26 protein-coding genes and 2 pseudogenes are annotated in these 25,865 nt (G+C 60.8%); 16 read left to right on the top strand and 12 right to left on the bottom strand.

Annotation, left to right across the window (positions count from 1 at the left end; translation table 11 throughout):
• Positions 1-173 precede the first annotated feature (173 nt).
• Positions 174-1,589: a peroxidase family protein gene (locus AC0L3I_RS35095; RefSeq protein WP_473529994.1), complete on the top strand. Its 1,416-nt coding sequence runs from the start codon at positions 174-176 to the stop codon at positions 1,587-1,589.
• 415 nt (positions 1,590-2,004) lie between these two features.
• Here AC0L3I_RS35095 and AC0L3I_RS35090 read toward each other — a convergent pair whose 3' ends face one another.
• On the bottom strand, positions 2,005-2,172 hold the full coding sequence (locus tag AC0L3I_RS35090) for a hypothetical protein (protein WP_473485106.1): 168 nt from the start codon (positions 2,170-2,172) through the stop codon (positions 2,005-2,007).
• Positions 2,173-3,071: 899 nt separating this feature from the next.
• Here AC0L3I_RS35090 and AC0L3I_RS35085 point away from each other — a divergent pair.
• Both AC0L3I_RS35085 and AC0L3I_RS35080 read left to right on the top strand, forming a co-directional pair.
• The gene (locus tag AC0L3I_RS35085; protein ID WP_473485108.1) at positions 3,072-3,821 is read left to right on the top strand and encodes a DUF4336 domain-containing protein; all 750 of its coding nucleotides are present in this window, start codon (positions 3,072-3,074) and stop codon (positions 3,819-3,821) included.
• 337 nt (positions 3,822-4,158) lie between these two features.
• Complete coding sequence (locus tag AC0L3I_RS35080) at positions 4,159-5,877, top strand: adenylate/guanylate cyclase domain-containing protein (RefSeq protein ID WP_473529993.1); 1,719 nt, start codon at positions 4,159-4,161, stop codon at positions 5,875-5,877.
• Between the two features lie 176 nt (positions 5,878-6,053).
• Here the strand turns inward: AC0L3I_RS35080 and AC0L3I_RS35075 are convergent, their stop codons facing one another.
• The gene (locus AC0L3I_RS35075) at positions 6,054-6,251 is read right to left on the bottom strand and encodes a hypothetical protein (protein ID WP_123149525.1); all 198 of its coding nucleotides are present in this window, start codon (positions 6,249-6,251) and stop codon (positions 6,054-6,056) included.
• A 50-nt stretch (positions 6,252-6,301) separates the two neighbouring features.
• Complete coding sequence (locus AC0L3I_RS35070) at positions 6,302-6,511, bottom strand: DUF2934 domain-containing protein (RefSeq protein WP_473529992.1); 210 nt, start codon at positions 6,509-6,511, stop codon at positions 6,302-6,304.
• 147 nt (positions 6,512-6,658) lie between these two features.
• Between AC0L3I_RS35070 and AC0L3I_RS35065 the strand changes: the two genes are divergently transcribed.
• From AC0L3I_RS35065 to AC0L3I_RS35055, 3 genes are read left to right on the top strand one after another with little or no spacing between them, the layout of a single operon-like run.
• Entirely contained in the window at positions 6,659-7,945 is a 1,287-nt protein-coding gene (locus AC0L3I_RS35065; RefSeq protein ID WP_473529991.1) for an SDR family oxidoreductase, read from the top strand.
• Positions 7,945-8,418 carry a DUF2269 family protein gene (locus AC0L3I_RS35060; protein ID WP_473529990.1) on the top strand — a complete coding sequence of 158 codons (474 nt, stop codon included), beginning with the start codon at positions 7,945-7,947 and terminating at the stop codon, positions 8,416-8,418. Before AC0L3I_RS35065 ends, AC0L3I_RS35060 begins: the two co-directional genes overlap by 1 nt.
• A 60-nt stretch (positions 8,419-8,478) precedes the next feature.
• Positions 8,479-9,438, top strand: coding sequence for an NAD(P)/FAD-dependent oxidoreductase (locus AC0L3I_RS35055; RefSeq protein ID WP_473529989.1), 960 nt, complete (start codon positions 8,479-8,481; stop codon positions 9,436-9,438).
• A gap of 66 nt (positions 9,439-9,504) precedes the next feature.
• Here AC0L3I_RS35055 and AC0L3I_RS35050 read toward each other — a convergent pair whose 3' ends face one another.
• Positions 9,505-10,116, bottom strand: coding sequence for a TetR/AcrR family transcriptional regulator (locus AC0L3I_RS35050; RefSeq protein WP_473529988.1), 612 nt, complete (start codon positions 10,114-10,116; stop codon positions 9,505-9,507).
• Between the two features lie 97 nt (positions 10,117-10,213).
• Between AC0L3I_RS35050 and AC0L3I_RS35045 the strand changes: the two are divergent.
• Together AC0L3I_RS35045 and AC0L3I_RS35040 are read left to right on the top strand one after the other, a co-directional pair.
• A pseudogene (locus AC0L3I_RS35045) lies at positions 10,214-11,640 on the top strand (coniferyl aldehyde dehydrogenase).
• Positions 11,641-11,645: 5 nt separating this feature from the next.
• Complete coding sequence (locus AC0L3I_RS35040; protein ID WP_473529995.1) at positions 11,646-12,125, top strand: GFA family protein; 480 nt, start codon at positions 11,646-11,648, stop codon at positions 12,123-12,125.
• Between the two features lie 276 nt (positions 12,126-12,401).
• Here AC0L3I_RS35040 and AC0L3I_RS35035 read toward each other — a convergent pair whose 3' ends face one another.
• A complete protein-coding gene (locus AC0L3I_RS35035; RefSeq protein ID WP_473529987.1) occupies positions 12,402-12,725 on the bottom strand; it encodes a hypothetical protein in 324 nt (107 codons plus the stop codon).
• A gap of 167 nt (positions 12,726-12,892) precedes the next feature.
• On the opposite strand from AC0L3I_RS35035, the gene AC0L3I_RS35030 reads away from it, so the two are divergent.
• The 3 genes from AC0L3I_RS35030 to AC0L3I_RS35020 all read left to right on the top strand — a co-directional run bounded on the left by AC0L3I_RS35030 (position 12,893) and on the right by AC0L3I_RS35020 (position 14,614).
• Positions 12,893-13,726 (top strand): SIR2 family NAD-dependent protein deacylase, encoded by an 834-nt coding sequence (locus AC0L3I_RS35030; RefSeq protein WP_473529986.1) that lies wholly within the window; start codon positions 12,893-12,895, stop codon positions 13,724-13,726.
• Between the two features lie 142 nt (positions 13,727-13,868).
• Positions 13,869-14,117 carry a hypothetical protein gene (locus AC0L3I_RS35025; protein WP_473489125.1) on the top strand — a complete coding sequence of 83 codons (249 nt, stop codon included), beginning with the start codon at positions 13,869-13,871 and terminating at the stop codon, positions 14,115-14,117.
• 182 nt (positions 14,118-14,299) lie between these two features.
• Positions 14,300-14,614, top strand: a complete 315-nt coding sequence (locus tag AC0L3I_RS35020) for a hypothetical protein (RefSeq protein WP_473529985.1) — start codon at positions 14,300-14,302, stop codon at positions 14,612-14,614.
• Positions 14,615-14,634: 20 nt separating this feature from the next.
• Here AC0L3I_RS35020 and AC0L3I_RS35015 read toward each other — a convergent pair.
• Positions 14,635-15,728: pseudogene (locus AC0L3I_RS35015) on the bottom strand (thiamine pyrophosphate-dependent enzyme); the annotation flags it as partial.
• On the opposite strand from AC0L3I_RS35015, the gene AC0L3I_RS35010 reads away from it, so the two are divergent.
• From AC0L3I_RS35010 to AC0L3I_RS35000, 3 genes are all read left to right on the top strand, one after another.
• Entirely contained in the window at positions 15,633-15,845 is a 213-nt protein-coding gene (locus AC0L3I_RS35010; protein WP_473529984.1) for a hypothetical protein, read from the top strand. The pseudogene AC0L3I_RS35015 and the gene AC0L3I_RS35010 overlap by 96 nt on opposite strands.
• Positions 15,846-16,516: 671 nt before the next feature.
• Entirely contained in the window at positions 16,517-16,762 is a 246-nt protein-coding gene (locus tag AC0L3I_RS35005; protein ID WP_473529983.1) for a hypothetical protein, read from the top strand.
• 16 nt (positions 16,763-16,778) lie between these two features.
• Positions 16,779-16,994, top strand: a complete 216-nt coding sequence (locus AC0L3I_RS35000) for a hypothetical protein (protein ID WP_123149535.1) — start codon at positions 16,779-16,781, stop codon at positions 16,992-16,994.
• A gap of 80 nt (positions 16,995-17,074) precedes the next feature.
• Here AC0L3I_RS35000 and AC0L3I_RS34995 read toward each other — a convergent pair whose 3' ends face one another.
• From AC0L3I_RS34995 to AC0L3I_RS34985, 3 genes are all read right to left on the bottom strand, one after another.
• Positions 17,075-17,839: a hypothetical protein gene (locus AC0L3I_RS34995; RefSeq protein ID WP_473489120.1), complete on the bottom strand. Its 765-nt coding sequence runs from the start codon at positions 17,837-17,839 to the stop codon at positions 17,075-17,077.
• Positions 17,840-17,868: 29 nt separating this feature from the next.
• Complete coding sequence (locus AC0L3I_RS34990) at positions 17,869-18,591, bottom strand: phosphoribosyltransferase (RefSeq protein ID WP_473529982.1); 723 nt, start codon at positions 18,589-18,591, stop codon at positions 17,869-17,871.
• A 176-nt stretch (positions 18,592-18,767) separates the two neighbouring features.
• Positions 18,768-19,868: a branched-chain amino acid ABC transporter substrate-binding protein gene (locus AC0L3I_RS34985; protein ID WP_473529981.1), complete on the bottom strand. Its 1,101-nt coding sequence runs from the start codon at positions 19,866-19,868 to the stop codon at positions 18,768-18,770.
• 190 nt (positions 19,869-20,058) lie between these two features.
• Between AC0L3I_RS34985 and ku (AC0L3I_RS34980) the strand changes: the two genes are divergently transcribed.
• Both ku (AC0L3I_RS34980) and AC0L3I_RS34975 read left to right on the top strand, forming a co-directional pair.
• Complete coding sequence (ku, locus tag AC0L3I_RS34980; RefSeq protein WP_473489117.1) at positions 20,059-20,862, top strand: non-homologous end joining protein Ku; 804 nt, start codon at positions 20,059-20,061, stop codon at positions 20,860-20,862.
• 65 nt (positions 20,863-20,927) lie between these two features.
• Entirely contained in the window at positions 20,928-21,926 is a 999-nt protein-coding gene (locus tag AC0L3I_RS34975; protein ID WP_473529980.1) for an ATP-dependent DNA ligase, read from the top strand.
• A gap of 33 nt (positions 21,927-21,959) precedes the next feature.
• Here AC0L3I_RS34975 and ligD read toward each other — a convergent pair whose 3' ends face one another.
• The 3 genes from ligD to AC0L3I_RS34960 form a co-directional block, all read right to left on the bottom strand.
• The gene (gene ligD, locus AC0L3I_RS34970; RefSeq protein WP_473529979.1) at positions 21,960-24,506 is read right to left on the bottom strand and encodes a DNA ligase D; all 2,547 of its coding nucleotides are present in this window, start codon (positions 24,504-24,506) and stop codon (positions 21,960-21,962) included.
• Positions 24,507-24,509: 3 nt separating this feature from the next.
• A complete protein-coding gene (ku, locus tag AC0L3I_RS34965; protein ID WP_473529978.1) occupies positions 24,510-25,379 on the bottom strand; it encodes a non-homologous end joining protein Ku in 870 nt (289 codons plus the stop codon).
• A gap of 96 nt (positions 25,380-25,475) precedes the next feature.
• Positions 25,476-25,691, bottom strand: a complete 216-nt coding sequence (locus tag AC0L3I_RS34960) for a KTSC domain-containing protein (RefSeq protein WP_473529977.1) — start codon at positions 25,689-25,691, stop codon at positions 25,476-25,478.
• Between the last annotated feature and the right edge of the window lie 174 nt (positions 25,692-25,865).

Raw genomic sequence — 25,865 nt, 5'->3', positions numbered from 1 at the left:
AGCCTCTTTGAATCACGCTAACCTGCGGCGGGCCACAAATTACACGCCGTCGTTAACCTGAACTCGTTGCCCTGCTAAAGCCGGGGATTCGACGTTTTCACGGCGTTAAAATTCCGCTCTACTGGTTCCCGTTTCCCTGGCTGAGTTCTGCCTGTGCAGATCGCTTCGGATACATGTCGTCCGCGGCCACCCGTGCGGCAACGAAGTTGCCATTCAATGTCGCGACGCAAGCACTCCTCGGCCAACTCGGTAACATGATGGGAGACCCCGGCCGCGATCCTAATCCTGCGTCTCACAATCCCGCTAATGCGGGCGTGTCTTCGATACCAGCAGGCTTCACTTATTTTGGTCAGTTTGTCGACCATGACATCACGTTCGACGTCTCGTCGACTCTCGACGCCGCTACCGATGCGAATACAATCAGTAACATGAGGAGCCCGGCGCTCGATCTGGATTCCGTTTACGGCCGCGGGCCTGGCTTAGATCCATTTCTCTACGTATTTCCTACATCTGGTCCAGCTACCGCAATCAAGCTGCATAGGGGCTCGAACACTCCTATTGGCCCGGGCGGCCCCAGCAACAACGGTGACAAATCGGGCATGGTCCAGCAGACGAACTGGGATGTGCCCCGCATGCAGGGTACGAATACTGCTGCGATCGGCGATCCGCGCAACGACGAAAATCTGATCATCGTACAGTTCCAGCACGCTATGCTGCGTTTCCATAACGCCGTCGTTGATCTGCTGGTGGCAGTAGCGTTTGCGGGCGACATCTTCGCAGAGGCCAAACGGATCGTGACCCATCACTACCAATGGGCCGTGGTGCATGACTTTCTGGAAAGAATCTGCGGACTGGCTGCCGTGAACAACGCGATGGCGAGCGTATCTGCTCCCATCGGCAGCTCGTTCCGAATGCCCGTCGAGTTCGCCGTGGCAGCGTACCGGTTCGGCCACAGTATGATCCGTGATACGTACTGGGTGAATTTCAACTTCCCGAAAGCCACACTTGGACAGGTCTTTGAGTTCAATCGCGATCCACGGCTGCCGGTCTTTTCCACCTGGGTCGTTGACTTCAACGCGTTCTTTGACACCGGAGTGCCAGTACCGATTCACAACAAGGCCCGGAAAATCGATAGCTTCATGGCTAACGGATTGGAATCGTTGCCCGGATTCTCTGGAATGATGGCGATTCTGGCAACGCGAAACCTCCGGCGCGCTCTAGCTCTCGGTCTGCCGAGTGGACAGGGCATGGCCAACTCATTCGGCATTGCGCCGATGACCGCGGCGCAGTTGACATCTGGGCTGCCGGCGGCCGAAATGGCTGTGCTGAATTCCAGCGGCGGTTTACTGCTGAACAAGACGCCACTGTGGTATTACGTCCTTCGCGAGGCTGCCGTCCTCGCCGGCGGAAATCAGTTGGGCCCGGTCGGCGGCAGGATCGTGGCGGAGACGTTTGTCAGGATCTTGAAGCGAGATGCGTCATCCTATCTGAACGTCGCCGGTGGGTTCACACCTATCCTTCCTTCGTCCACGCCTGGAAACTTCACGGTGGCCGATCTGGTGGCGTTCGCCGGGGTAACGCAACCATAGAAATCGCGTTGCGAACGCCGATGACGGACCTTCAGCTGCGCTGACTTCAACTTCGATTCGGTCCAGAACCAGTTCACCTGTCCCGTTGGCAAGCCGCTCATGCAAGTATCGTCGCAACTTCACGTTCCCACTCTCCGACAATGTCAACGGCGGAAACCGGAAACAATCGGTCCAGCAAACGAGACTGCCAACATTGTGAACTCAAGTCCGCTGCTGTCCAAAAACGGCGGTGCGCGACGTTCTCCGCAGCGTCCATGAAGACGCGAGGCCGTGCGCATCGAATGGCGGATACGCCCGGTCGAGACGCTGTTCGCACGCCCGAAGACCACGCTCGGCTTTGAACACACGGGATTACGCGGCCCTGAGCGGAGCCAGTGGGGAGTTTCTCATTGCCGCCCGCCCTGAGCCGCCGGACTTATTTCTTTGGCGGGACACCAAAGACGTCGTCCATAGGTTCCCCGTTTTTGATTCGATCTAGCTTTTGCTTGGCGTCTCGGATCCCCTCTTGGACCGCCTTCTCTATGCTCTCAAGGACCAAGATCTGATCCTCGAAATTCTTGATGAAATCTTGGTCGATGGCCATTTCATCTCTCCATCTATGCCTCGCTCGACAGTTACCGAGAGCTGCTATTGCAGACAGATAGCTCCAAACCACCAATTGTATTCAGAAGCCCCGCCATTGCGCGAAGCCAAGAGCGCGATCCCGACTGCCGGCCCGGGCTGGAAGGTTCCGCTTATCCACCCCGGCCAGTCTGCAGTCCAGCGGTTGGGCGGGAAAGCTGACCAACCTGCACCGTGGGCGGTGCTTTGACTGGGGCCCGGAAAGTCCTGCCCTGCGCCCATGCCGCCGCCCTGCACAGCCCAGGCCTCTACCCACCTGGGGGTGTACCCTGGGCTGACTGTCTGATCACCCTTCGGCCACTCGATCCGGCCGGAGTTAAGAGTCTGATAAAAGTCCCAATTGGCTGCCATCTCATATCTCCAATCGCTGCCGGGCGACTCGCCCGGATTCATGAACAAGAGATCATATGCTCCTCAACTATGTCCCATTTCTTCGAAATCGGCTAGGTTATACATTAGGTGTAGATAATGTGCCGTAGGCACTCGCGCACGAACTTCTGGAAGGGGCCGACTGCTACCGTTCATCGGGGATCCCTCGAACTACCGCAGATGGCGCAACCGCGGCCTCCAGAATGGTCGCCAACCATGTCTGCTTTCAGGCAGTGGCAACGGTCACCTCAATGGCCGATATCAGGCGCAAAGCGGTCATTCGCACGTGGAAATCGTATTAACATGTAGTTTGGAATCCATTGGCCGCCGCAGTGTCAGCGCCGAAGGTCGGCTTTGAGCTCATTCACTTTTTTGCAGCGGACAGGTCTGACGGACTTTTCTGAATGGCAAGCGGCCTTTCAGGCCGGACGCATTGTATGACCAACCGGATTATGTTGTCCTTGCGCCGCAGCTGACAAGTTGGAGAGGACCATGGGTGCGTCCCTCTACGACCCCATCAACGTTTACAAATGTCAGGGACCTGATATTGGCGTCGTTGACGGCCCGTTTGAATATCTGACGATAGCCGGAGTAAAGCTTCCGCTGCCATTTACTACTCGGATGACGGTGGTGCGCCTGTCGAACGGTGATCTGTTCCTTCATTCGCCCATCAAGTTCTCTGTGACGCTGGCCGAAGAGTTGCGGAACTTGGGCAGGATCCGCCACCTCGTTTCACCCAACCAGTTTCACTACGCTCATATCGGTGAGTGGTCGAAGGTCTTTCCAGAGGCAATCACCTGGGCATCACCCAGAGTTCGCCAAAGAGCGCTGGCACGGCACGCCGATGTGACGTTCACGCGAGATTTGGAGACCAATCCGCCGGAGGCGTGGCGGCGGGACATGGACCAGACGCTGTTTCCCGGTGGCTACTTCAAAGAGTTCATATTTTTCCACTACGCTTCAAAGACGCTGATCCTCACAGACACGATCATCAATCTCGAACTGGACATGATCGATGAACCCTGGCGCACGGCGATCAAGCTGACTCGGATGGACCATCCCCACGGGCGGACCTTCTTCGGCATGCGGCTGTCAATTCTCCTGCAGCGGCAGAAAGCAAAGGCAGTAATAGGCAAGCTCCGATCGTGGCAACCGCGGCGGGTCATTCTCAGCCACGGCCGCTGCTTTGATGCCAACGAGGACGAGATTGTCCGCAGGATATTCGCAAAGTCGGCTCGGTGAGGCAGTGATTAGAAGGCCAATGCCCGCAATGGGTCAAAGTCGACGTTCGCGAATGCCCGCTTCTGACCTTTTCAGACCTTCAAACGAGCACGGCCCAAGGGAAACGTTTGAGCCAAAGGGGTTCACAGTCCGGTTGCGAGGCAACTGCCGCGAACAAGCGGAGGGATAGGTGGGACTCGCGCGTCAGTGGCGCTGCGGCTGGAGAGCTGGGGCGTCGCGCGAGCAATAGTCTCAAGAGGCGTGATCTGTGGTATCATAGGCCGGTAAGGCCGGAGGCGTCGGTCCTGCCTGCCTCTGACCTGCGGCTTGCGAGTCGTGAATCTTTCTGAGGCTCAACATGGAGCGGAAGCTCGCTGCAATCCTTGCCATCGATGTTGTCGGGTACTCGGCGCTCATGGAGGCGGATGAAGCGGGCACCTTCGACCGGCTGAAACGTGGCCGCAAAGAGCTGTTCGAGCCGGAAATCGCGACGCGACACGGGCGAATCTTCAAGCTGATGGGAGACGGTCTGCTGGCGGAGTTTGGCAGCGTGGTGGATGCGGTCGAATGCGCGGTCACGCTTCAGCGCGGCATGGCGGAGCGTAACGCGAGCGTCGCCGAAGACCAGCGCTTCGAAGTCCGGATCGGAATCAACCTTGGAGAAGTGATCGTCGAAGGGGACGATCGCTATGGCGAGGGCGTGAACGTGGCGTCGCGTCTCCAACAACTCGCCGAGCCCGGTGGCATCTGCGTTTCGGAGAAGGTGTCCAAGGAGGTCAGGCAGAAGCTGGCGTTTGCGTTCGAGCCCATGGGCGAGCAGCGTGTGAAGAATATAGCCGAGCCGATATACTGCTATCGCGTGAACCTGCACGTTCCGAGAGCCGCTCCGGTCGGCCGACTGGAATCGCTCGAATTGCCCGACAAGCCCTCGATCGCGGTCTTGCCCTTCACCAACATGAGCAACGATCCGGAGCAGGAAACCTTTGTCGACGGCTTGACCGAAGACCTGATCACCGACCTGTCTCGCTGCGCCGGCCTCTTCGTCATCGCGCGCAACTCAACCTTTGCTTACAAGGGACGGTCGGTCGATGTGCGTTTGACCGCGCGTGATCTTGGGGTGCGCTATGTGGTTGAAGGCAGCGCCCGGCGTGCCGCGGCGCGCGTGCGCATCAATGCGCAACTGATCGACGCGATCGGCGGCGATCATATCTGGGCCGAGCGCTACGACAGCAGCCTCGAGGACATCTTTGCAGTGCAGGACGAGGTCACGGCCAAGATCGTCGAAGCCCTTGTCGGCCGATTGGCCGGACAGCCGGCGCGCAAACGGCCGACGAGTCTCGAAGCCTATGACCTTTGCGTGCGAGCCCGCGGCGTCAGTTTTCAGACCGGGTTGGGCGCGCGGGAAGCGCGCCTGCTCCTGGAAAAGGCGATTGGACTCGATCCCGACTATGCCGAGGCACATAGCTTGCTGGCCCTCAATCATTGGCTTGGCTGGCTGTTCTGGAACGAGCCGAAGCAAACCAACCAGCCACGCGCGCTGGCGGAAGCGCAGCGGGCTGTGGCGCTCGACCCTAACGATGCGGGGAACCGCTGGGGGCTGGGCATCATACTTGGTCACGAACGGCGTTACGCGGAATCGGATGCCGAGTTCGAGGCAACCTTCAAGCTCGATCCCAATCATGCCGATGCCTGGGCGATACGCTCGGATCTCATCACCCTGAGGGGCGACGCGGTCAAGGGCGTCGAATTCGTGAAGCGGGCGTTGCGGCTCAATCCGCGCCCACCGGGATGGTACTATTGGATGGCAGGCCAAGCCTATTATGCGCTCGGCGACTATCAATCCGCGGTTGAGGCTTTGCGCAAGCCGGAAACCTACCGCACCACGTCGCGGCGCTTGCTTGCGGCAGCCCTCGCGCAGCTCGGGCGCCTGGATGAAGCCCGTCAGGAGGCGGAATTCTTCATGATGAACGATCCCCATTTCAGCATCCGGCACTGGGCAACATCGCAGCCATTCGACAACGAGGAAGTGCTCCAGCGCTTCGTCGAAGGCTACCGGAAGGCTGGCCTTCCCGACTAAAGAGCGCATGCGCACGGCAACGACCTCATCGATCCTGCTGCGGATCTTCCCGAGAAAGTCGAGGAGCGGGTCGAACTCTTGATGCCGTTCGTTCAGCCAGAGGCTCGCGGGTTGGTCCGATCGCAAATCCTTGGCCTCATTCACGAATACAGGAACGAGGATCCCGCGCCCTCGAGTTAGGCGAGGATCGCGTCCACTGCGAGAACTTGCAGGTCCTGCCCGGAATGGAGTTCAACTGCCGTCATCATCCATCCTGGTCTATTGCGCGGCGCAGGCTGAGTCCCGTCGCTCGTCTGGCCGGTCTGGTCGATCCAAAGCCAACCGATGAAGACCACCGACAATACAATCACGATCAAGGCGATCAGACGAGGCATGGCATTTTCCTTTCCGTGCCGAAACCGCCGATCAAGACGTCGGCTACCCGTTATCTCGGTGGTTTGGTGCCGCCCGTATTGGGTTCGGAGCCCGCACCAACGGTCGGGTCAGGCATGACCGGGCCACGTTCTGCTTCGGAATCCTCTGCCTCGATCTCTTGCACGGCCTGATCCCAGTGCTCGCGCTCCCGCCCTTCCGGACGGCCTTCACGCTCCCAGATTTCATGGGCTCGCCGCCTGATACGCTCTTCCCTGTCCATGATAGACCTCCTGGTGCTTTCCTAATCCCGCGATCGATGGTTTGTTCCGCGCTGCCCGACGGTTCTCGCGCGAGCGGGCACGTCGAACATTCGCAAGTCAGAGCGTAGAATGAACAATATCCCTCCGGCACCGGAGATCTGGGTCCGATGAGAATTCTCGTTGCTGGCGCCACCGGCCTGATCGGCGCATCGGTCTGTTCCCGCCTCGTTTCCGAAGGACATGAGGTGGTCGGCATCGTCCGTAGCCCTCAGGCAAATGCAGCCCGCGACTACCACTTGCTGGTGCTGGACATGGCGATCGCGCTACGCCCTGAAGATTGGCTGCCGCATCTGGCCGGCATCGATGTCGTCGTGAACTGTGCCGGGGTTCTGCAGGACAGCCCTCGCGAAAAGACCGGACAAGTTCATCGCGATGCGGCGTCGGCTCTTTTTCGCGCCTGCGCGCGCGCCGGCGTTGCCAAGGTGATCCACTTCTCGGCAATGGGTGTCGATCGGGCACAGCCTTCGTCGTTCTCGGCGACGAAATATGCTGGCGATCAGGCCCTCATGGCGCTTGATCTGGACTGGATAATCCTTCGCCCTTCCGTAGTGCTCGGCCGGCCTGTGTTTGGGGCCAGTGCATTGTTTCGCGGTCTGGCCTCGCTGCCGGTCCTGCCGTCAATGCCAGATACCGGCCGGCTCCAGGTCGTGCAGCTCGAGGATGTGGTCTCGACGGTGCTCTTCTTTCTCAATCCCGGCAGTCCGTCTCGTCTGGCGCTGGAACTTGCAGGCCCCGAACAGCTGACCATGGACGAGATTGTCGGCACTTTCCGCCGCTGGCTCGGCTGGGCTCCCGTACCCAGGCTTGCCTTGCCGGGATGGGTTGCGCGGCTTCTCTACCGCCTCGGCGATCTTGCCGCGTTGCTCGGCTGGCGGCCTCCGATGCGCACCAACGCCGCCAGGGAGATCACGCGAGGGGCGCTCGGAGATCCATCGGACTGGATTTCCTTGACCGGCATACAGCCACAAAGCTTGGCGCAGTTCCTCGCGCCCAATCCGGCAACGGTGCAGGAGAAATGGTTTGCCGGGCTTTATTTCGCCAAGCCTGCAATCTTCGTCGTCCTGCCGTTGTTCTGGATCATGACGGGGGTTGTGTCGCTGACCACTGGCTACGGCAACGGCATCGGCCTTATGCAAAGCACGGGGGCTGGCATGTTGTCGGCGCCTGCCGTGGTCGCCGGCGCTCTTGCCGACGTCGTCGTCGGTGCACTCATAGCCTGGCGGCCAACGGCGCGAAAAGGCCTCTACGCTGGCATCGCGCTCTCGCTGTTCTACCTGGTCGTGGGCACTTTCCTGCGCCCGGACCTGTGGAACGAACCGCTTGGGCCGTTCCTGAAGGTCTTGCCGATCATCGTCCTTCACTTCGTTGCCCTGGCGATCCTGGAGGAGCGCTGATGCTCTATTTCGTGCTGAAGTACCTGCATGTCATCGGTGCCAGCGTGCTGCTTGGCACCGGCGCCGGCATTGCCTTCTTCATGCTTCTCGCCCACAGGACCGGCGACACAGCAACAATTGCGGCAGTGGCGCGCATCGTGGTGATCGCCGATTTTCTCTTCACGGCAACTGCCGTCGTGGCGCAGCCGATAACCGGCGTCGCGCTCGCCTGGCAGGCGGGTTACGCGCTCTCCGAAGGCTGGATCGCGCTTTCCATCGCGCTTTACATCGTCACCGGCGCATTCTGGCTGCCGGTGGTATGGATGCAGATGGAGATGCGCAATCTGGCGTCCGAAGCCGCCAAAGCAGGGGCCCCGCTGCCGGCCCGATATATCAGGCTTTTCTGGCTGTGGTTCGCCTTTGGCTTTCCCGCCTTTGCTGCCGTCCTCGGGATTTTCTGGCTGATGATCGCGCGACCGGCGATCGAGTGGTGACGGCTTGCCGCGACGGATGTCGCGGCTTTCGATTTCAGCGCGGGAACATCTTTCCCACGAGTGCGTTCGGCGCGGATGGATCAACCCGTGCGCAAACGCCGACATTCAGCCTCATCCGCGACTGAAGCGGATGTTCTCATTGTTGGCGGCGGACCTGCGGGGCTGGCGGCCGCTCTCTATCTCGGCAGGTTCCGTCATCGGGTCGTCGTGGTCGACGCGGGTGAATCGCGCGCGATGCTGATTGCGCAAAGCCGTAACTGCCCGGGATTTCCCGAAGGGATCAGCGGCCCCGATCTTCTGCAGCGCCTTCGTGCGCAGGCCGCCGAATACGGAGCGACACTGGTGCAGGATCAGGCGTCATCGATCGAGCCGACCGTAGGCGGGTTTGGCGCCGAGACCAACGCGGGGCGGATCGTCGCCCGCAAGGTATTCCTGGCAACAGGTATCGTCGACGTCGTGCCGGCAATCCCGCGTCTGCGCGAGGCCATCGCCAGAGGCAGCGTACGCCTTTGCCCGGTTTGTGACGGCTACGAGGTCATAGATCGTCAGGTCGCGGTCATCGGCCATGAGGCGAAGGCACTGCGAGAGGCCTTGTTCCTCAAGCAGTATACGCAGCACGTCACGATCCTCGCACGCTATCTTCCCGATTTTTCCACCAGCACACGGCGCGTGGCCATGGAAGAGAACATTGCTGTTTGCGACGCGTTCAAAAAGTTTGTTCCCACCGACAGCGGCTACCAGGCCGTCCTCAAGGACGGCGAGATGCGCCATTTCGACGTCATCTATCCGGCGATGGGATGCCGGGTACGTTCCGAACTCGCGCTGGCAATGGGCATCGAATGCTGCGACGAGGGCTATGTCATCGTCGACAAGCATCAGCGGACTTCGCTCGATGGGGTGTATGCCATCGGCGACCTGGTCAGGACCCTGAACCAGATCGCAGTCGCTTTCGGCCAGGCTGCGATCGCCGCGACCGATGCGCACAATGATTTTGCCTTCGGGTACGAATACGGCCCCTGAACAATAAAGGGGGCACAGATATACGGTAGGCGGATTATGGGGCGAACGGGATGGCGTCAGCTAGTGTCATGCTGCTGGGTTCCCCAGCCCTTCCACCAGCGTGCTCAAGGCCGCATCCAAGGGGGCCGATCCCACCTTCTCGGGCACCAGGAGCCCATCGATCGCAAGCATGGTCATGCCGTGGACGAGTCCCCAGGCGGCTGCCGCCTGACCTTCTATCGGCCGCTTGCGAATGCTCCCCGCGGCCTGGCCGCGCCGGAGGATTTCGAGGAGAACATCGAATACCGCCAGCGCCCGCTCATTGAGATGCATTCCCACCGCTTTTCCCTCCTCCGCGCTAAACATCAGGCGGTAGAGAGCCGGGTTGTCCGTTCCGAACGCGACGTAGGCACGAGCTATCGGAGTAATTTCGTCGCGCAGAGATTTCGGCGCTTCAGACTTCGCTGCCGATAGGGACTCGCGCAGCCGGTCGAACCCAATCATAGCGATCTCCGCAAGCAGCGCGGCCTTATCGGGGAAGTGCTTGTAGGGTGCCGCGTGGCTTACGCCTGCCCGGCGGGCGACTTCCCGCAGCGTGAACTGCCAGCCCTTCTCCTCCCGAAGCATATCCAACGCCGTTTCGATGACCGCACGACGGAGATCACCGTGGTGATAGGGGCGGTTGGGTGCGTCCTGCATGGTACCTCAAAGTTTCTTGTGAATACATTGTTGACAGTGGCTACTTAAGGGCGTATGTCAAGGGCGTAAGTTTCTCCTGTCTACATCGGAGTGGACCATGAACGCAATCGCAAAAATCACTGACGCTGATCGGCTGGGCAGCCTCCTCGCCGGCCAGCGTGCTGCCTTCCTGCATGACGGAGCGCCTTCGCTGGCGCAGCGACGCGCTGATCTGGCCAAGTTCAGGGCCATGATCATCGGGCATCGCAAAGCGATCGAAGATGCCATCAATGCCGATTTCGGGCATCGCTCGAGGTATGAGACGGCGATCATGGAGGTCGGAGGGGTCGCCGAGGGCACGAAGTATCTGATCCGAAACCTTCGCAAATTCATGGCGCCGACCCGCCGCCACGTCGCCCTGCATATGCGAATGGGCAACGCTCGCATCGAATATCAGCCGCTTGGTGTCGTCGGCGTCATGTCGCCGTGGAACTATCCGGTGAACCTCGCGCTGATGCCGGTCGTCACGGCCATCGCCGCTGGAAACCGGGTGATGCTGAAACCCTCGGAGTTCACGCCCGTCACCAATGCGCTGCTCGCAAAAATGTTCGGCGAGATTTTCGCCGAAGATCAGTTCGCGATCGTCACTGGCGATGCGGCCGTGGGGGCGGCCTTCACGGCCTTGCCGTTCGACCACTTGGTCTTCACCGGGAGCACCGCAGTAGGCGAACGGTGATGAAGGCCGCAAGCGACAACCTCGTTCCGGTTACCCTCGAACTCGGGGGCAAGTCGCCCAGCATCGTCGCCAAGGGCAACGCCCTCGACCAGGCGGCCGGGTCAATTGCCTACGGAAAGCTGCTCAGCGCCGGACAAACCTGCATCGCCCCGGACTATGCACTCGTCCACGAAAGCGAGGTCGACGCATTCGTCAAGGCATATGACCGGAAGGTGACTTCCTTTTATCCTGACGGTCCGACGAGTGAGCATTACACCTCGATCATAAACGAGCGGCACCATGCCCGGCTTCAGAGTCTGATCGACGACGCCCGCTCCAAGGGAGCGCGGATCATCGAGGTCGGCAACCAGCCCAGCGATGCATCCCGTCGCCTCAACACGCTGGCGCCAACCGTCGTCCTCGGCGCCACCGACGACATGAGCATCGCTCATGAGGAAATCTTCGGCCCGGTCCTGCCGATTTTTCCCTACCGCGACATCGAAGAAGCGATCGCCTACGTGAACGCCCGGCCTCGGCCACTCGCGCTCTACTACTTCGGCGCCGATGACGAGGACCGGCGCAAGGTGCTGAGCCGAACGACCTCCGGCAACGTCACCATCAACGGCACAATCATGCACATCGCCCAGGATGACTTGCCCTTCGGCGGTGTCGGTCCCAGCGGCATGGGGGCGTACCATGGCATCGAAGGCTTCCGTACCCTCAGCCATGCCAAGGGGATCTATGAGCAGGGCCGTTGGAACCTCTCCAACCTTCTGCGTGCCCCCTTCAGACAACCGATCGATACAATCCTCAACATGATGCTCCGGTGACCAGCATGCCGTCATCAAAACAAGCTCAGGAGCATCCGCACATGACCACCCACACATCGTTGCCGCTGCGCGGTTCCTGCGAATGCGGCGCTTGCTCGTTCGAGGTGCATACCTCCCCGAAAGCCAGGTTCCGGTGCCACTGCCTGATCTGTCAGGCGTTCAACGGCAAACCGTTCGCGGATGTGGTCGCCGTTCGCGCCAAGGATGTCGTGCTGAAAAACGCCGGCAATATCTCATTCAAGAAATACCGTCCGCCGCCGAACTTCAATCGCGGGGTCTGCCGGACTTGCGGCAAGCCCGTTGTGGAGGTTGCGGGCGTCGGGCCATTCAAGGTGATGTTCATCCCGGCCAGCAATTTCGAGCCGAGGCCCGTCTGCCGCAGGTTCGCATGGATATATTTTATCACCGTCGTGTGCGGGACATGCCCGATAGCTTGCCCAAATACAGCGGCTATTTCCCGAGCGAGTTGGCGGTCGGGAAACTGATCATGAGTGGTTTGTGAAATGGCGAGTCGATTTATTTGGGTGCCATCCACGTGATGGTCTCGGCGCTGTTCGGCATCTACCCTGCGGCATCATCGGCTGGTTCTTCGGCAAGATCGGCCCGGTTCATCACGGCGCTCACCGAACTGAGCTATGCTTTCGGGCGTGACATGGCGGCCGGCGATCCGGCCAGATCCTTACGAAAGTTCACGGGGGATGGCTCACGTATATCTGTGCCGTTTCATGTTCAGGGGCCAATAAGCTCTGGAAACCTACTCGCTAGCCCAGCATGGCTGCTATCACGAAGACCGCGCCCGCTATGAGAACGACTGCGGCAATCACCAGCACCGGCCAGTTTTTGCCAGGCTGAAGACCAGGCTTGCTTTCCACCGGCCGCATCGCATTGCCGAAGCTTGCTTCATTCGTGAACTCTGGCTGTCGCCGTGGACGAGCCTCGGCGGCGGGATTCGGCACATCCGCCGCTTCGGCGTCGGTCTCTTCGGGTGCAGCGGCAGGGTCGAACCCCGGGGTCTTATCCTGCGTCGCCCCGGCCTGAATATCGCCTCTCTTTTTGGCGGGCGTCTGATCTCGTTGTGTGGCCATCATAGTCTCCCTGACAGCCAAACTTCGATCTGCCTCAGCGGTTCCAGCCTGCGCCGCATTTACTGAACACCCCCGATTTTATGAACAGACTTGGCGGTGTTCCGGGTCGCTCCGGAACAGAGGACGCCTCTCGCAGTTGTGTTGGATCATTGCCTGGTGAGTTGGCTATGCCGTCTGCACTCGAGCGACTGGCTCAGTCGGTGAAAGAGCGACGAGCGATCTTGTTCGTTGGAGCGGGGGTGTCGATGAGCGTCGGCCTGCCGTCCTGGGAGAAGCTCATCGAGCATATGGAGGATGAACTCGGCCTCGACCGCGACATGGTGGATATGCCTGAACCCAGCTACCAGGCTCTTGCCGAATATTACCGGCTGAAGCATGGGAGTATCGGCCCCTTGCGCAGCTGGATGGATCGCGAATGGAGCGTCTCGCGGGAAAAAGTGAAGGGATCGGCGATCCACGAGCTGATCGTGTCACTCGATTTCCCGATCATCTACACCACCAACTACGATCGGAACCTTGAGGTTGCGTTCGAAATCCACGACCGTCCGTTCGTAAAAGTGGCCAATGCGAAAGACATAGCCAAGGCGAGCGACGAGGTAACTCAGATCATCAAATACCACGGCGATTTCGACGACGACGCATCGCTGGTTCTGGCGGAATCCGATTATTTCGAGCGGCTGTCGTTCGAGTCGCCATTGGACGTGAAGTTTCGTGCCGACGCACTGGGGCGCACCATCCTGTTCATCGGCTACAGCATGTCCGACATGAACATCCGTCTGTTGCTGTATCGGCTTTGGGAAACCTGGCGGCGGTCCGGTTATGAGAAGAATCGTCCGAAATCGTTCGTCTTCATGCCGCAACCGAGCGTCGTCCAGGAAGCGGTCCTCGGACGCTGGGGCATCGACATGCTGACCGAGGCGGCCGATCGGCCGGAGGATGCTCTGGTGACATTCCTGAGCAAGCTCAAGGACGCGATAGACAACACCGGTGGGCAATCCTGAAAAGCGATGTGATGCGCCGTGCTTGAAACCGAATGGTTGGCCGGCAGGTTCGGAAAACTCGCTCTGTTCGGCCAGGCCGGGAACATTGTCGATAGCTGCGACGTTCATAGCCGGAAAGGGACGCTGTTTGCGGAGGCCTATGATGGGTCACTTCGAAATGATCGATCTCGTTTCCGTCATCGACGCCTGCACGACCGACCGCGCCGTAGGGCGATTGGTGTCGATGGCCAAAGCCGTGGAAGAGTTGCGGGTGCTGACCGGGGATTTCATCTCGCCGGACGAAATCGTGGCCAACGCCCTGTCGCCGGTGGCGCTGGAGCGCGGCTGCGCGGTCCTGTTCGACGAGCAGCCGGGCGCCGATATCATTCGCACGCCATGGCAAGAGGCCTGACTGACGGAGGACGCCTGAGCGTCGCCGAATATCCGCAGCCGCGCCAGCGGCACCGTGCCCGTTTTGACGGCACGGCGCTGCATGCGTCGCACATGGCGGCCGTCCGCCGCTCTAGCACAGTTGGAACCCGGACCGTCGCAAGACTGTTTAACCGCAATGCAGGAGGCAATCGGAGAAACGCCGTGACTGAAAATGAGACCCGTTACGAACATGGCGCGACCAAGTACCCTGCCAAGAAAGATGCAGACGCGTCGGATCAATTTTCCCAAGAGGCGGCCGGCAACAAGAAGCCTGCCGGCGGGATGGGCCTGACACGGTCGAAGGACGAGGCGGAGGACAAGACCCGTCAGTCCCAAGGGCAGAACCCGCTCCGGCAGTCCACGCCTAGTGCCGCGACCGAAAAGACATCCGGCGCCGGTCCGTCGATCGCCGAGCGTTCCAAGGATGCCAAAACTCCGAAGAGCGGTCGCCAGCCAGGCGCCTACGTCAAGGACTGACCGCCCAGGGGAACCTGCAGTCAGCCAATCATCGTCTTCAGCGGCTCCCGAGCGAGGTTTGCTTCGATCTCCTTACGGCCTGGCGTTTCCCGCAGCGCTGATCGCATGTTCTTGCGATATTCGTCCGGCATGCGCGGCGGCAGCATAGGTTCATACGCGTCGACGACCGCCTCTATGATCACCGGACCTTCCGCGGCAAAAGCGGCATCAAGGACCCCGTCGACGTCCTCAGGCCGGGTGACGCTGTAGCCGATGCCTCCCATAGCTTCAGCGGCCAAAGCGAAATCGATCGGCTGGAGTTCGCAGGCAAATTGCGGGCTGCCGAGGAACATCATCTGCTCCCAGGCGATCTTGTTGAGCATGTTGTTCTTGATCACCAGAAGCTTGAGCGGAATCTTGTAACGCACGGCCGTCGAAAATTCGCCACGCTGCATTGCCAGCCCGCCATCGCCCACAACCGCCAAAACCGGCCGGCCCGGAAAGGCGATCCCGCCGGCAATCGCTTAGGGCAGCCCGCAGGCCATCGATGCCAGCGAGCCGGAGACGGCGAAATCCCGTCCTGCCTTGATATCGATATGACGGGCGGCAGGTTCAGTGTTCTGACCGGAATCGCTAGCCAGGATCGCATTGGCCGGCATTCGGTCGCCGAACGCCTTGACGACGCGTTGCGGCTTGAGCGGCACGTCGTCCCGGCTTTCCGTCTCGGCCATCATCCTGCGCCAGCGCTGTAGGCTCTGTTGCGCATCTTCGAGAAAGGATCTCTCCTGCTTTGGCTTCAGCCTTTCATTGAGCAATTGCAGCGTGATGGCCGATCGCCGACGAGGCCGGCCTCGACGGGACGGCGCAGGCCGATGCGCTGCGCATTGCGGTCGATCTGCACGCCGCGCGCCTTGCCCGGCTTGGGGTAGTATTCGATGTAGGGGAAGGTCGAGCCGACGATCAGCATTGCCTCGCATTCCTCCATGATCTCCTGCGAGGTCAGCGAGCCCAATATTCCTATTCCGCCCATGACGTGCGGGTGATCGTCCGGCAGGACGGCTTTGCCGAGCAAAGCCTTGGCAACGGGTGCGGCGAGAAGGTCCGCCGTCCTCTCGAGTTCGGCCTGGGCATGCAGCTCTCGCTGCGGCGTGGGGCGTCAGACGTGGACATCGGCGATCAGTCGCCGAACGACGGAGATGCCGGGATGTTCCATCGGAACGGCAGCCGTTGCGACCCGGGTAGCGTCGCCTGAGAGGCGGGGCTCCGCCTCTGCTTGGCAAAACGCCGCAAGAGGCCGCGTTTGGAGGTTCAGGCCAGGGCTCGCGGGCTCGCAACTACACCCTCCCTTCGCCATCCCAGGGTCTGTGCTCCGCTTCGCATTCGCTCCGCCCTGGGAATGACGAAGGCTTGGTGGGTCGGCAGCCAAATCGCAGACATTGGCGACTGGCGGCATAACCCAGGAACGGTTTTTGCGCCTTCTCGGTTGTGAGGGAAAGGAGATGGTCCATGTTTGAGAACAGCATGTGTTGCTCGTCGTTGCAGGCGGTCCCCTGATACTGGCAATCCTGATCGCCTACGCACTCCTCACGCGACGCCGTCGTGGTCCCGCAGAACGCAGGGAGAGCGAGCGGGCGATAGAGCGCTTGTATCGCGAGGAGGAGAAAGACTGACGGATGATGGCAGATGCGGATGAGCACGGCCAATTCGTCTCCCTCGATGAGCGATGGACAGTTTTATTGGACTGCCGCTTCGGAACGATCCCGCCGCCCTGCCATTAACGCCATAAGGACAGGCTCAGATCGTGGCGGCCCACGATTGGTCCGCTTCGGCAAAGGACCGTGGGCCCTGCAATCACCGGGAAGTCGACGATTGCCGCCAGCGATCTGGGCACCAAATCGAATGCAAGACACTTTGGAGGAAACAATGACTGGACGCAGGACCCATGAGCAGCAAATGCGCATCATTGAAAAGCGGGAGAACACCAAGAACGCCGGCAAGGATTTCGACGCAGAGGCGGACCTGAAGAGATCGGCTGCGGAACGTGAAGCGCTGCGCAAAGGATCGGAAATCAGGTCCAAGACTCCCGACCTTGTCGACCCTGACGACCGCAACATCCTTCGCGGAGAAAATCAGGAGAGCGTTTATCACAAGAAACGTCCCGACGATTAAGAATTGGAGCAAGCCTATGGCAAAAGGTAGCAAGAAGCACATCGGAGCGGGTTCACGGGGGAAGGGTTCCGGTACAGGCGCCATGAGCACGACCCCAAAGGACAAGCTCGAAGAAAACCAAGTCCTGTCCAACCGCGATAAGGCCCAGCATACGAAGGAACGCGGTCTGGATTCCAAGCAGGTCGCAACTGAGCAGCGCCAGGATCACGCTGCCAATCGTTTGCGGGACTGACGGCTCACCCGCCGCTGAGGGCGCGGTCGTGCGGCCCTCTTTTCAGGTTGGCTGCAAGCTCAAGGGGAGGGCGGTACGGCTCAGGCCCATTCGCCACTGAAAAGCGGTTCTATCGGATGGCGCGACTTGGCCATTTTGAGTTCGCGCAGCATCTCTGAATGGCGCTCATCCTCCTTCTCGACATCGAGGTCGACATTATAGGCCTTTTCCGGATCGGTTCGCGCGCCGACAAGGATGAATTCAGCGCCCTGCACATCAAGCAGCTTTATGTCCTCGCGAGCGAATCTGCGGCCGCGGAATTCCTGCTGAAGCCTGTCTGGATAATCCGGCTCCTGGGCTTGTCCCAATCCAAGGCCGGGAGGGCTGGGCTTTTCGGGATTTTTCACCGAAAGCGCGAAGCTTGCCTGCGGTGCGATGTTGAAGGCGCGTTGTACCTCGGATGGCCGCTCTGGAAGTTCGAGCGCGTAGCTGAGATGCAATTGTCCATTGAGCAGCGCGACAAGATAACGGCCTTCGCCCGCCGGGCGTGCTGCAGGCAGACGCTGCCGGCCGCGCGTCTTGGTATCATAGATTTCTTCGCGAAGGTCCTTCTCCAGCGCGGCGGCAGAACTCGCGATCGCGCCGACGAAACCCCAGTGACGCTCGTGCTCATGCGCGTCGGGCAGCCGCTTGCGCCCGACGACGAGAAGCCGCACCTTCGTCGCGTGCTCCGGCCGCAGCACGACGAAGAAGCGCTGCACGTCGGAAAGACTTTCTGGATCGGTTTCGCCCACCCTGGGCCGGTAGAGAAAGAAAATATCGCCGCGCTCGACGATCTCAATCTGTTTTCGGTCCTTGCTAGCCATGGCGTACTCCTTCGGCTGTCGGCGACGAGCTAACCGGCAGATCGCATCGATGATTTGCTCTCAAACTGCTCTGCCTGCTGCAGCAACTGGACCACCTCCGCGTCCGTGGTCTGCGCGAAATTCTTATAATACCGGCCCACCGCAACAAACGGCTCGGGCGTGGCGAGACAGACCACTTCGTCCACATCGGCTCTGATCAGGTCCAGCGTGTCCTGGGGGGCTACCGGAACGGCCAAGACAACATGCGCGGCCCGATCCTTTCTTAGCGCCTTGAGCGCCACTCTGACCGTGCCTCCGGTCGCTATGCCGTCATCGACAACGATGACGGTCCGGCCCAGGACCGAAGCCGCAGGCCTGCTGCCGAAATAGAGGTTTCTGCGGCGCTCGATTTCGAGCAGTTGCCGCCGTTTTTCTGCTTCGACGTACTCGTCTGACGGCTGGACCAAAGCCATCGCCTCCTCGTTGAGGACGAGCTGCGGATTTTCCCCGTCGACGACAGCGCCGATGCCATATTCGGAATGGCCCGGCGCGCCGATCTTGCGCACAAGCAAAACGTCGAGCCGGGCACGGAGTGCCTTCGCCACTTCGAAGCCAACCGGCACTCCGCCACGCGGCAACGCCAGCACCAGTGGATCGCTTGCCGCGAACCCGGTCAAAGCGGCGGCAAGCTGGCGCCCCGCATCCGTTCGATCCCTGAATCTCGGCGCGTCAAAAAACATTGTCTTCACCTTTGCAAGGGCGGGACCTGGCATCGGTGCGTAGCTCGTGCCTAGATGTTCGCGGTCTGCAGCGTCTTGTCGAAAACCTCCAGGCCGGCTGCACCCATCATCGCCTCCTCGCCAATTCGTCTTGCTGACGAAACGGCGATCGGAGGCAATTGTTTCATCTCACCCTGGTAAAAATTGCCGCGGCCCTCGTGAGGCCACAGCTATCCGACCCTTTGCATCTGCGGGATTTCCGCAACCTGTCGAAATCGGCCATTTTCCACCACATGGAGCGCCGTGACGGCGGCCAGATTGTCGCCTTTTTCGTCCCACTGCACGGGATCGCGATAGGCAATACCTTTGAAGCGGAGCTTCCGCATCGCAGTCAGAACCTCGCGCCGGCTCCGATTTCCCTTGGATTCAGCGATCGCGCTTTTGATTGCGGCGATTAGCACACGGGCTGAATCGTAGGAGTTCACGGCATAGTTGCCGATCGGTCCAAACAGCGCCGCATAGCGCGCGGCGAAATCGCTTGAACCAGCGACCCTACCCACTTCGGGCGTGGCGGACAGCACAAGAACGCCTTCACCCAATGTTGCGGTTTCTCCTGCAGGCTCAAGGAAATTCACCGCGTCCCAACAGCCGTCGCCGCCGGCGAAAAGCTGGCCGAGACCTGCACGGCGCATCGCGCGCAGGATGAAAGCACCCTCGAAGCTGCCGCCGTAGAACAACAGATCGAAATCGGCCCGCAGAGATGCGATCAGCGGGTCAAAATCGCGGCTCCCTTCGCGAACTGTGCGCCGCTCCGCGATACGTCCCCCAAGCGACAGAAATGCCCGCGAGAATGCGATGCCCATGCTGTGGCCGTACATGGTTTCGGTTTCGACCAGGACGGCGCGGCGCTTGCCCATGGCGTCGTGGAGATGACGGGCAATGGCTGCCCCGGTCTGGTCGTCGCGGTTGGTGAAGCGAAAGACATTCCGCAGAGAGCGCTCGGTGAGCGCCGTGTCGGAAGCGATCGGCGTGATCATCGGGACGTCGTGGGCGGCATAGATCTCCGCCGCGGCGATGGTGACATTGCTATTGTAGTGGCCAACGACGCCAAGCAGATCCGGCCGGCTGCAAAAATCGTCGGCGACCTGACGTCCGGTCTCGACCTTTCCCCGATCGTCCGCACCCTCAACCATGACGGGAAAGCCTGCAATGCCACCGTCGGCGTTCTGCTCCTCGACCGCGAGCTCGATCGCCTGCTTCATCTCGGCGCCAAGCGCTGCCGCATTTCCCGACAATGGAGCGCCGACTGCGATCCGGATCGCTTCCAACATTGAAATGGTCCTTGCTACCGCCGGGCTGTTTGTTTGTCTCGAACTGCGCTTGCGCTGATCGGTTCCGTCTCGAACCGGAAAAATGATGGATTCTTGGCTGCGGGCCTTGGGCGGCGCGCGAGAAAAATGCTGCTGGAACAATCGATCACCTTGGTGCGTTCGATTGTTTTACTCCTGTCGGGGATCCTCGATGGCGCCACGTCCTTTCTGGAAAGGCTATCTGAAGCTTTCGCTGGTGACCTGTCCGGTCGCAATGACACCCGCTACCACCGAGAGCGAAAAGGTCCGGTTCCACACGCTCAATCGCAAGAGCGGGCATCGGGTCGTCAGCCAATATGTCGATGCCGTCAGCGGCAAGCCCGTTGCTGAAGACGACGAGGTGAAGGGGTATCAGCGCGGCGAGGACGAATACGTCCTGCTCGAGGACGATGAGATCGACGCAGTTGCGCTGGAGAGCACGCGTACCATCGACATCGACATGTTTGTCGATGCCGACAGCATCGGCTGGATCTGGTACGACAAGCCCCATTACCTCACCCCTGACGATCCGGTCGGGGAGGAGGCATTCTCGGTCATTCGCGACGCCATGCAGTCGACGGGGACAGTCGGAATGTCGCGCCTGGTCATGTATCGCCGCGAGCGCGCCGTCATGCTTGAACCACGAGGCAAGGGCATCGTGCTGTGGACACTGCGCTATGGCGACGAGGTTCGCGATCCCGAGGATTATTTCGGCAACATCGAAGACGTCAAACCCGACCCGAAACTGATGGATATGGTCTCGACCCTGATCGATGAGCGAACCAGGCAGTGGGATCCCGCCATGACCGGAGATCCCGTCCAGGCGCGGCTGCTGGAGATCATTGCCTCGAAGAAGAAGGGCAAGAAGGGTCCGACCAAGGCAAAGGCCAAGGCCGAGCAACCGCCCAGCAACGTGATCAACATCATGGATGCGCTGCGCAAGAGCATCGGCTCGGAGGCCGGAAAGCGGAAATAGGTGGGGGACTAAGGCAGTACAATGAAGGTCATTCCCCGCGATCCTGCTTTCGGCAGCACCCGCCGATGACCCGCGATTTCCCCCTGCCACTCGATACGCCGCCGATGGAAGCCAAGGCGGCTGATGCGATTCCCGAAGGAGATGGATGGCAATACGAGCGCAAATGGGATGGTTTTCGCTGCCTGGCATTCCGGCAGGATGACGCGGTGGAGTTGCGCGCAAAGTCGGGCAAGCCGCTCGGACGGTATTTTCCCGAACTCGTCGCGACATTGAAGGAACTGCCGTCGGCCCGTTTTGTCGTCGACGGTGAAATCGTCATCTCGGTCGACGGCAAGCCGTCGTTCGACGCGCTCCAGATGCGGCTTCATCCGGCCGAGAGCAGGATCCGCAAGCTGTCCGCGGAAACCCCGGCGCACATCGTCCTGTTCGACATGCTCTGCGACGAGCACGGAACCGTTCTGTCGGCCCGGACACTGGAAGAACGGCGAGCGATCCTTGAGACTTTCGTTGCTTCGGCAGAGCGCAAGAACATTGTTCTCTCGCACTGCACGCGCGATGTGAAGGAAGCACGCTCCTGGTTAGGGGATGCCGGACATGGCGAGACGGACGGCGTGGTCGCCAAGCGGCTGGACGATCCATACCAGCCGGGCGTGCGCGCTATGGTGAAGGTAAAGCGGCTGCGGTCGGCCGATTGTGTGGTCGGCGGCTTTCGCTATCTCAGCAGCAGCCCGCAGGTCGGTTCATTGCTGCTGGGATTGTACAACGAGGCCGGCAAGCTCGATCACGTCGGCTTCACCTCGACCATTGCCAAGGACGACAGGGCCGAACTTACCCGCAAACTCGAAGCCATGCGCGAACCGCCGGGCTTTACCGGGAAGGCACCGGGCGGGCCGAGCCGCTGGAGCACCGAGCGCAGCGGCGACTGGGAGCCGGTCCGGCCCGAATTGGTGGTAGAAGTACGCTTCGATCACGTCACCGGCGACCGTTTCCGGCATGGCACCAAGTTCATGCGCTGGCGGCCCGACAAGGCTCCGGAACAATGCACGTTTGAGCAGATCGCCTGATTATTCCGATGCATGCACTTCGTAATGCCGTCCTCAAGCCGCTTTCTCTCGCCGGTTTGCACGGTCCTCGATCGGCACTGCGGCGGCACGGAAATCCTGCCAGGGATCCGACGATAGCGAGGCAAGCCGGGTCGGCGTGTTCTCGACGGTAAAATAGGCCGGTCCGATGCCGGGGCCGAGCTCGTCCCAGGCAAGCGGCATCGACACCGCCGCACCGGGTCGTGCTCTCGTCGAATAGGGTGCGACTGCGGTCGCACCGCGCTGGTTGCGCAGATAGTCGACGAGGATTTTTCCGCGCCGTTTGGATTTGGTGATGGTCGAGACGTAGCGGCCGGGGCTGTCGGCGGCCATGGAGTCGGCTATCGCCTTGGTAAAGGCTTTCGCCGCCGGCCACTCGGCCTTCGGCTTCAATGGCGCCACGACGTGCAGACCCTTGCCGCCGGATGTCTTGATGAAGGGGACCAGTCCTGCATCCTTCAGCCGGTCGCGGGTCTCGACGGCGGCCGCGATCACCGCCTCCCAGCTCACGTCCTCGCCGGGATCGAGGTCCATGATGATCGTGTCCGGACGCTCCCAATCGCTCACCATCGAACCCCAGGGGTGGATCTCCAGCGCCGCCGACTGGACGAGACCGATCAGCCCATCGAGATCATTGATGCTGATCAGCCGCTCGTCGGGCGGATCCTTGGGGTCGTGGACCAGCACGATGTTGGGGTTGAGGCCCTTCCAGGCATGCTTCTGGAAGAACTGCTCGCCCGAAATACCGCTGGGGCATCGCAGCAACGCCAGCGCGCGGCCAACGAGATAGGGCGACGCATAGCGCCAGACCTCGGTATAATAGTCGGCGAGACCTTCCTTGGTCACGCCCTGGTCCGGCCAGTAGAGGCGATCGGGATGGGTGAGCTTGACGGTCCGGCGCTGAGGTTTCGCTGCTGCCTTGGTCTTCGGTGTTTCGCGCACGATCTCTTCCGCCGGCTTGTCTTCGCGCAACCCGCGAAATGAGGCGTGGCGCAGATTGCCGTCGGCGGTCCAGGCGCGGAACTCGATTTCAGCGACGAGTTCCGGCCTGACATAACGGACTTGCCGAGTCTCCTCTGCGCTCAGCCGCTCGTCGAACGGGCTCGATGGAATGCGTATCCGCTCGAGCTTCTTGAAGAGGCCCTCGGCGACGGCTGCCGTGTAGCCGGTGCCGACGCGCCCGACATGATGAAGCTTGCCGTCGTCATAGACACCCAGGACAAGCGAACCGATCGCATTGCGCGAGGTTGTCGAGGGAACATAGCCGGCCACGACAAATTCCTGCCGCGCCGAGCATTTCGACTTCACCCAGTTCTTGCTGCGGCCGGCGCGGTAAGGCGCATCGCGAAGCTTGGAGACAACGCCTTCCAGGCTCAGCCGGCAGGCATGTCGCAGCACCAGGGGGCCATCCTCCTCAAAATGTCCGCTGTAGCTGATGATGCCGCTGCCACTGCCGATGATCTTTTCCAGCAATTCCTTGCGCTGGATCGACGCAACGTCGCGCAGATCGTATCCATCGAGATGGAGCAGATCGAAAACGTACAGGCGAAAGCGGTCACTGCGGCCCTCGCTGAGATCGGCTTGCAGCTCGGAGAAATCCGACGCGCCGGCGGATGTCTCGACCACGAGTTCACCATCAATCAGCGCCGTCCCGACAGGGAGATCGGCCAGCGCCGAAACGATCGCCTTTCCGAATTTCTTCGTCCAGTCGAGACCGCTCCGCGTCAACAGCTTGACGCGGCCGGCTTCAACCCTGGCCTGCAGCCGGTACCCGTCGAATTTGATCTCGTGCAGCCAGCGTTGGCCGGACGGCGCTGACGAGACCAGGGTCGCCAGCGTCGGCTCGACGAAATCGGGGAGCGCTGCCTTCTTGGCGCCCTTGATCTTTGACGGTTCGGGAACGCTTACGGTGACAGGCTGCTCTTCCGGTGGAGCGGGCCCCGTGCGGCCGCCGCGGCGCTTGCGAATGCGTCCCGTCTTGGACGACCAGCCGGGCTCTTCGCCGGCGACATCCTCGATCTTGCGGCCGGTCGCAATGGATTCCGGCCGCTCGTCCAGAATGTCGGGGTCGTCTTCCGTGCGCGCGGCGTCATCGTCACCCTTGATCAGCAGCCAGTTCTCGCGCTTCTCCCGCGGCTTTCCGGCCATCCTGACAAGGTGCCAGCGGCCACCCAGCTTCTCGCCGTGAAGTTCGAAGTCGAGATGGCCTTTCGCATAGCCGCGACGCGCGTCGCCGATCGGCGTCCAGGTGCCTCTGTCCCACAGGATGACGGTGCCGCCGCCATATTCGCCCTTTCGGATGGTGCCTTCGAAACCGCCATATTCCAAAGGATGGTCCTCGACATGGACGGCAAGGCGCTTCTCGCCGGGGATCAGGCTCGGCCCTTTTGTCACGGCCCAACTCTTCAGGACGCCGTCCATTTCCAAACGAAAATCATAATGAAGCCGCCTCGCATCATGCTTCTGTATGACGAAGCTGTTCCCCGTCTTGGGCGCCCTGCGGCCCTGCGGCTCCGGGGTGACGGAAAAATCGCGCTTCTTGCGGTAGGTCTCGAGCGCCATCGGTCAGCCGGCCTTCCGATGCGGCGCTTTCTCCTTCGGCTTCGCGTGGCGCGCCGGCTTTGATTTTGCCGCGGGCTTTCTTGTCGAGGGCTGCTTTCCGCCAACGCCGGCACTCTGGCGCAGCGCATCCATAAGATCGACGACCTTCTCTCGCTTGGCCGGTTTCGGAATTGCGATCTTCTTGCCTTCGAGCTTTGCCTTCACAAGCTCGGCCAGAGCCGCCTCATAACGGTCGTCGAATTTGGTCGGATCGAATTTGCCCTTCTTGGTCTTGATGATGTGTTCGGCCAGTTCGAGCATCTCGCCCTCGATCTTCACATCGGGGATGTTGTCGAAGGCCTCCTCCGCCGATCGCACCTCGTAATCGAAGTTCAGCGTCGTTGCGACCAGCCCTTCGTCATAAGCGCGGATGAGCAGGGTCCGGACGCGCCGGAACAGGACGGTCTGGGCGATCGCCGCGACTTTCTTCCTGCGCATGCCTTCGCGGATCAGCCCAAACGCTTCCTCCGCGTGTTTGTCCGGCGGGGCGAGGTAATATGGCTTGTCGAAATACACATCGTCGACATTGGAACAGCCGATGAAGGCCGAGACCGACAGCGTCTTGTCGCTCTCGGGGACAGCGGCTGCGACCTCATCGGGTTCGAGCACGACGTACTCACCCGAGCTGATCTCATAGCCTTTGACCTGATCGTCCTTCTCGACCGGCTTGCCGCTATCGCTGTCGACGAAGGCGCGATGCACCCTATGGCCCGTGGCGCGGTTTACCGTGTGGAAGGCGATCCGCTCCGAGGTCGAGGCGGCCGTATAGAGCGCTACCGGGCAGCTGAGTTCTCCAATTTTCAGGAAGCCCTTCCAATTTGCTCTCGGCGCCAAGACAATAGCCTCACTGTCACAAGCATTTGCACTGGAAATGCAACGTGGCGGCGCGTGGATTTGTTCCTTTGGCGGACGACAGGAGTACCCCGGGTCTCACCCCGACCGGCTCTGCTCGACCAAATGGTAATTATACCGATCTCGAATGAACGCGTTGAAGAACCGGCCTTTTGACGAGGCTTTGCGGAATGCAGCGTAGGTCTGCGGCGGCACGTCGTCGTAATCGTAGCGATTTCCGCTTGGGACAAACCATACGGAGAGGGTCCTCGTCGCCGGATCGTAATTCATGCTTTGAATCGCAGTTGAAGGCATTTCCCAACACTCGACGCGTCTGGGCAATAACCCACCCCGGCAAGCCAGGTTCCGTCTCGCCCGAGATATGGAGGCGGTGATCCGGCCGGCTCGGCGCGGTCGTGTCCCACCGCGTGGTGTAGGTCGGCGGCAGCGAAGCCGCTCGCGAGCGCGCCCTCAACAGCGCTGTAGCGA

It is taken from the genome of Mesorhizobium sp. WSM4840, from assembly GCF_055811755.1.
This window is presented reverse-complemented; position numbering and strand designations above follow the sequence as displayed.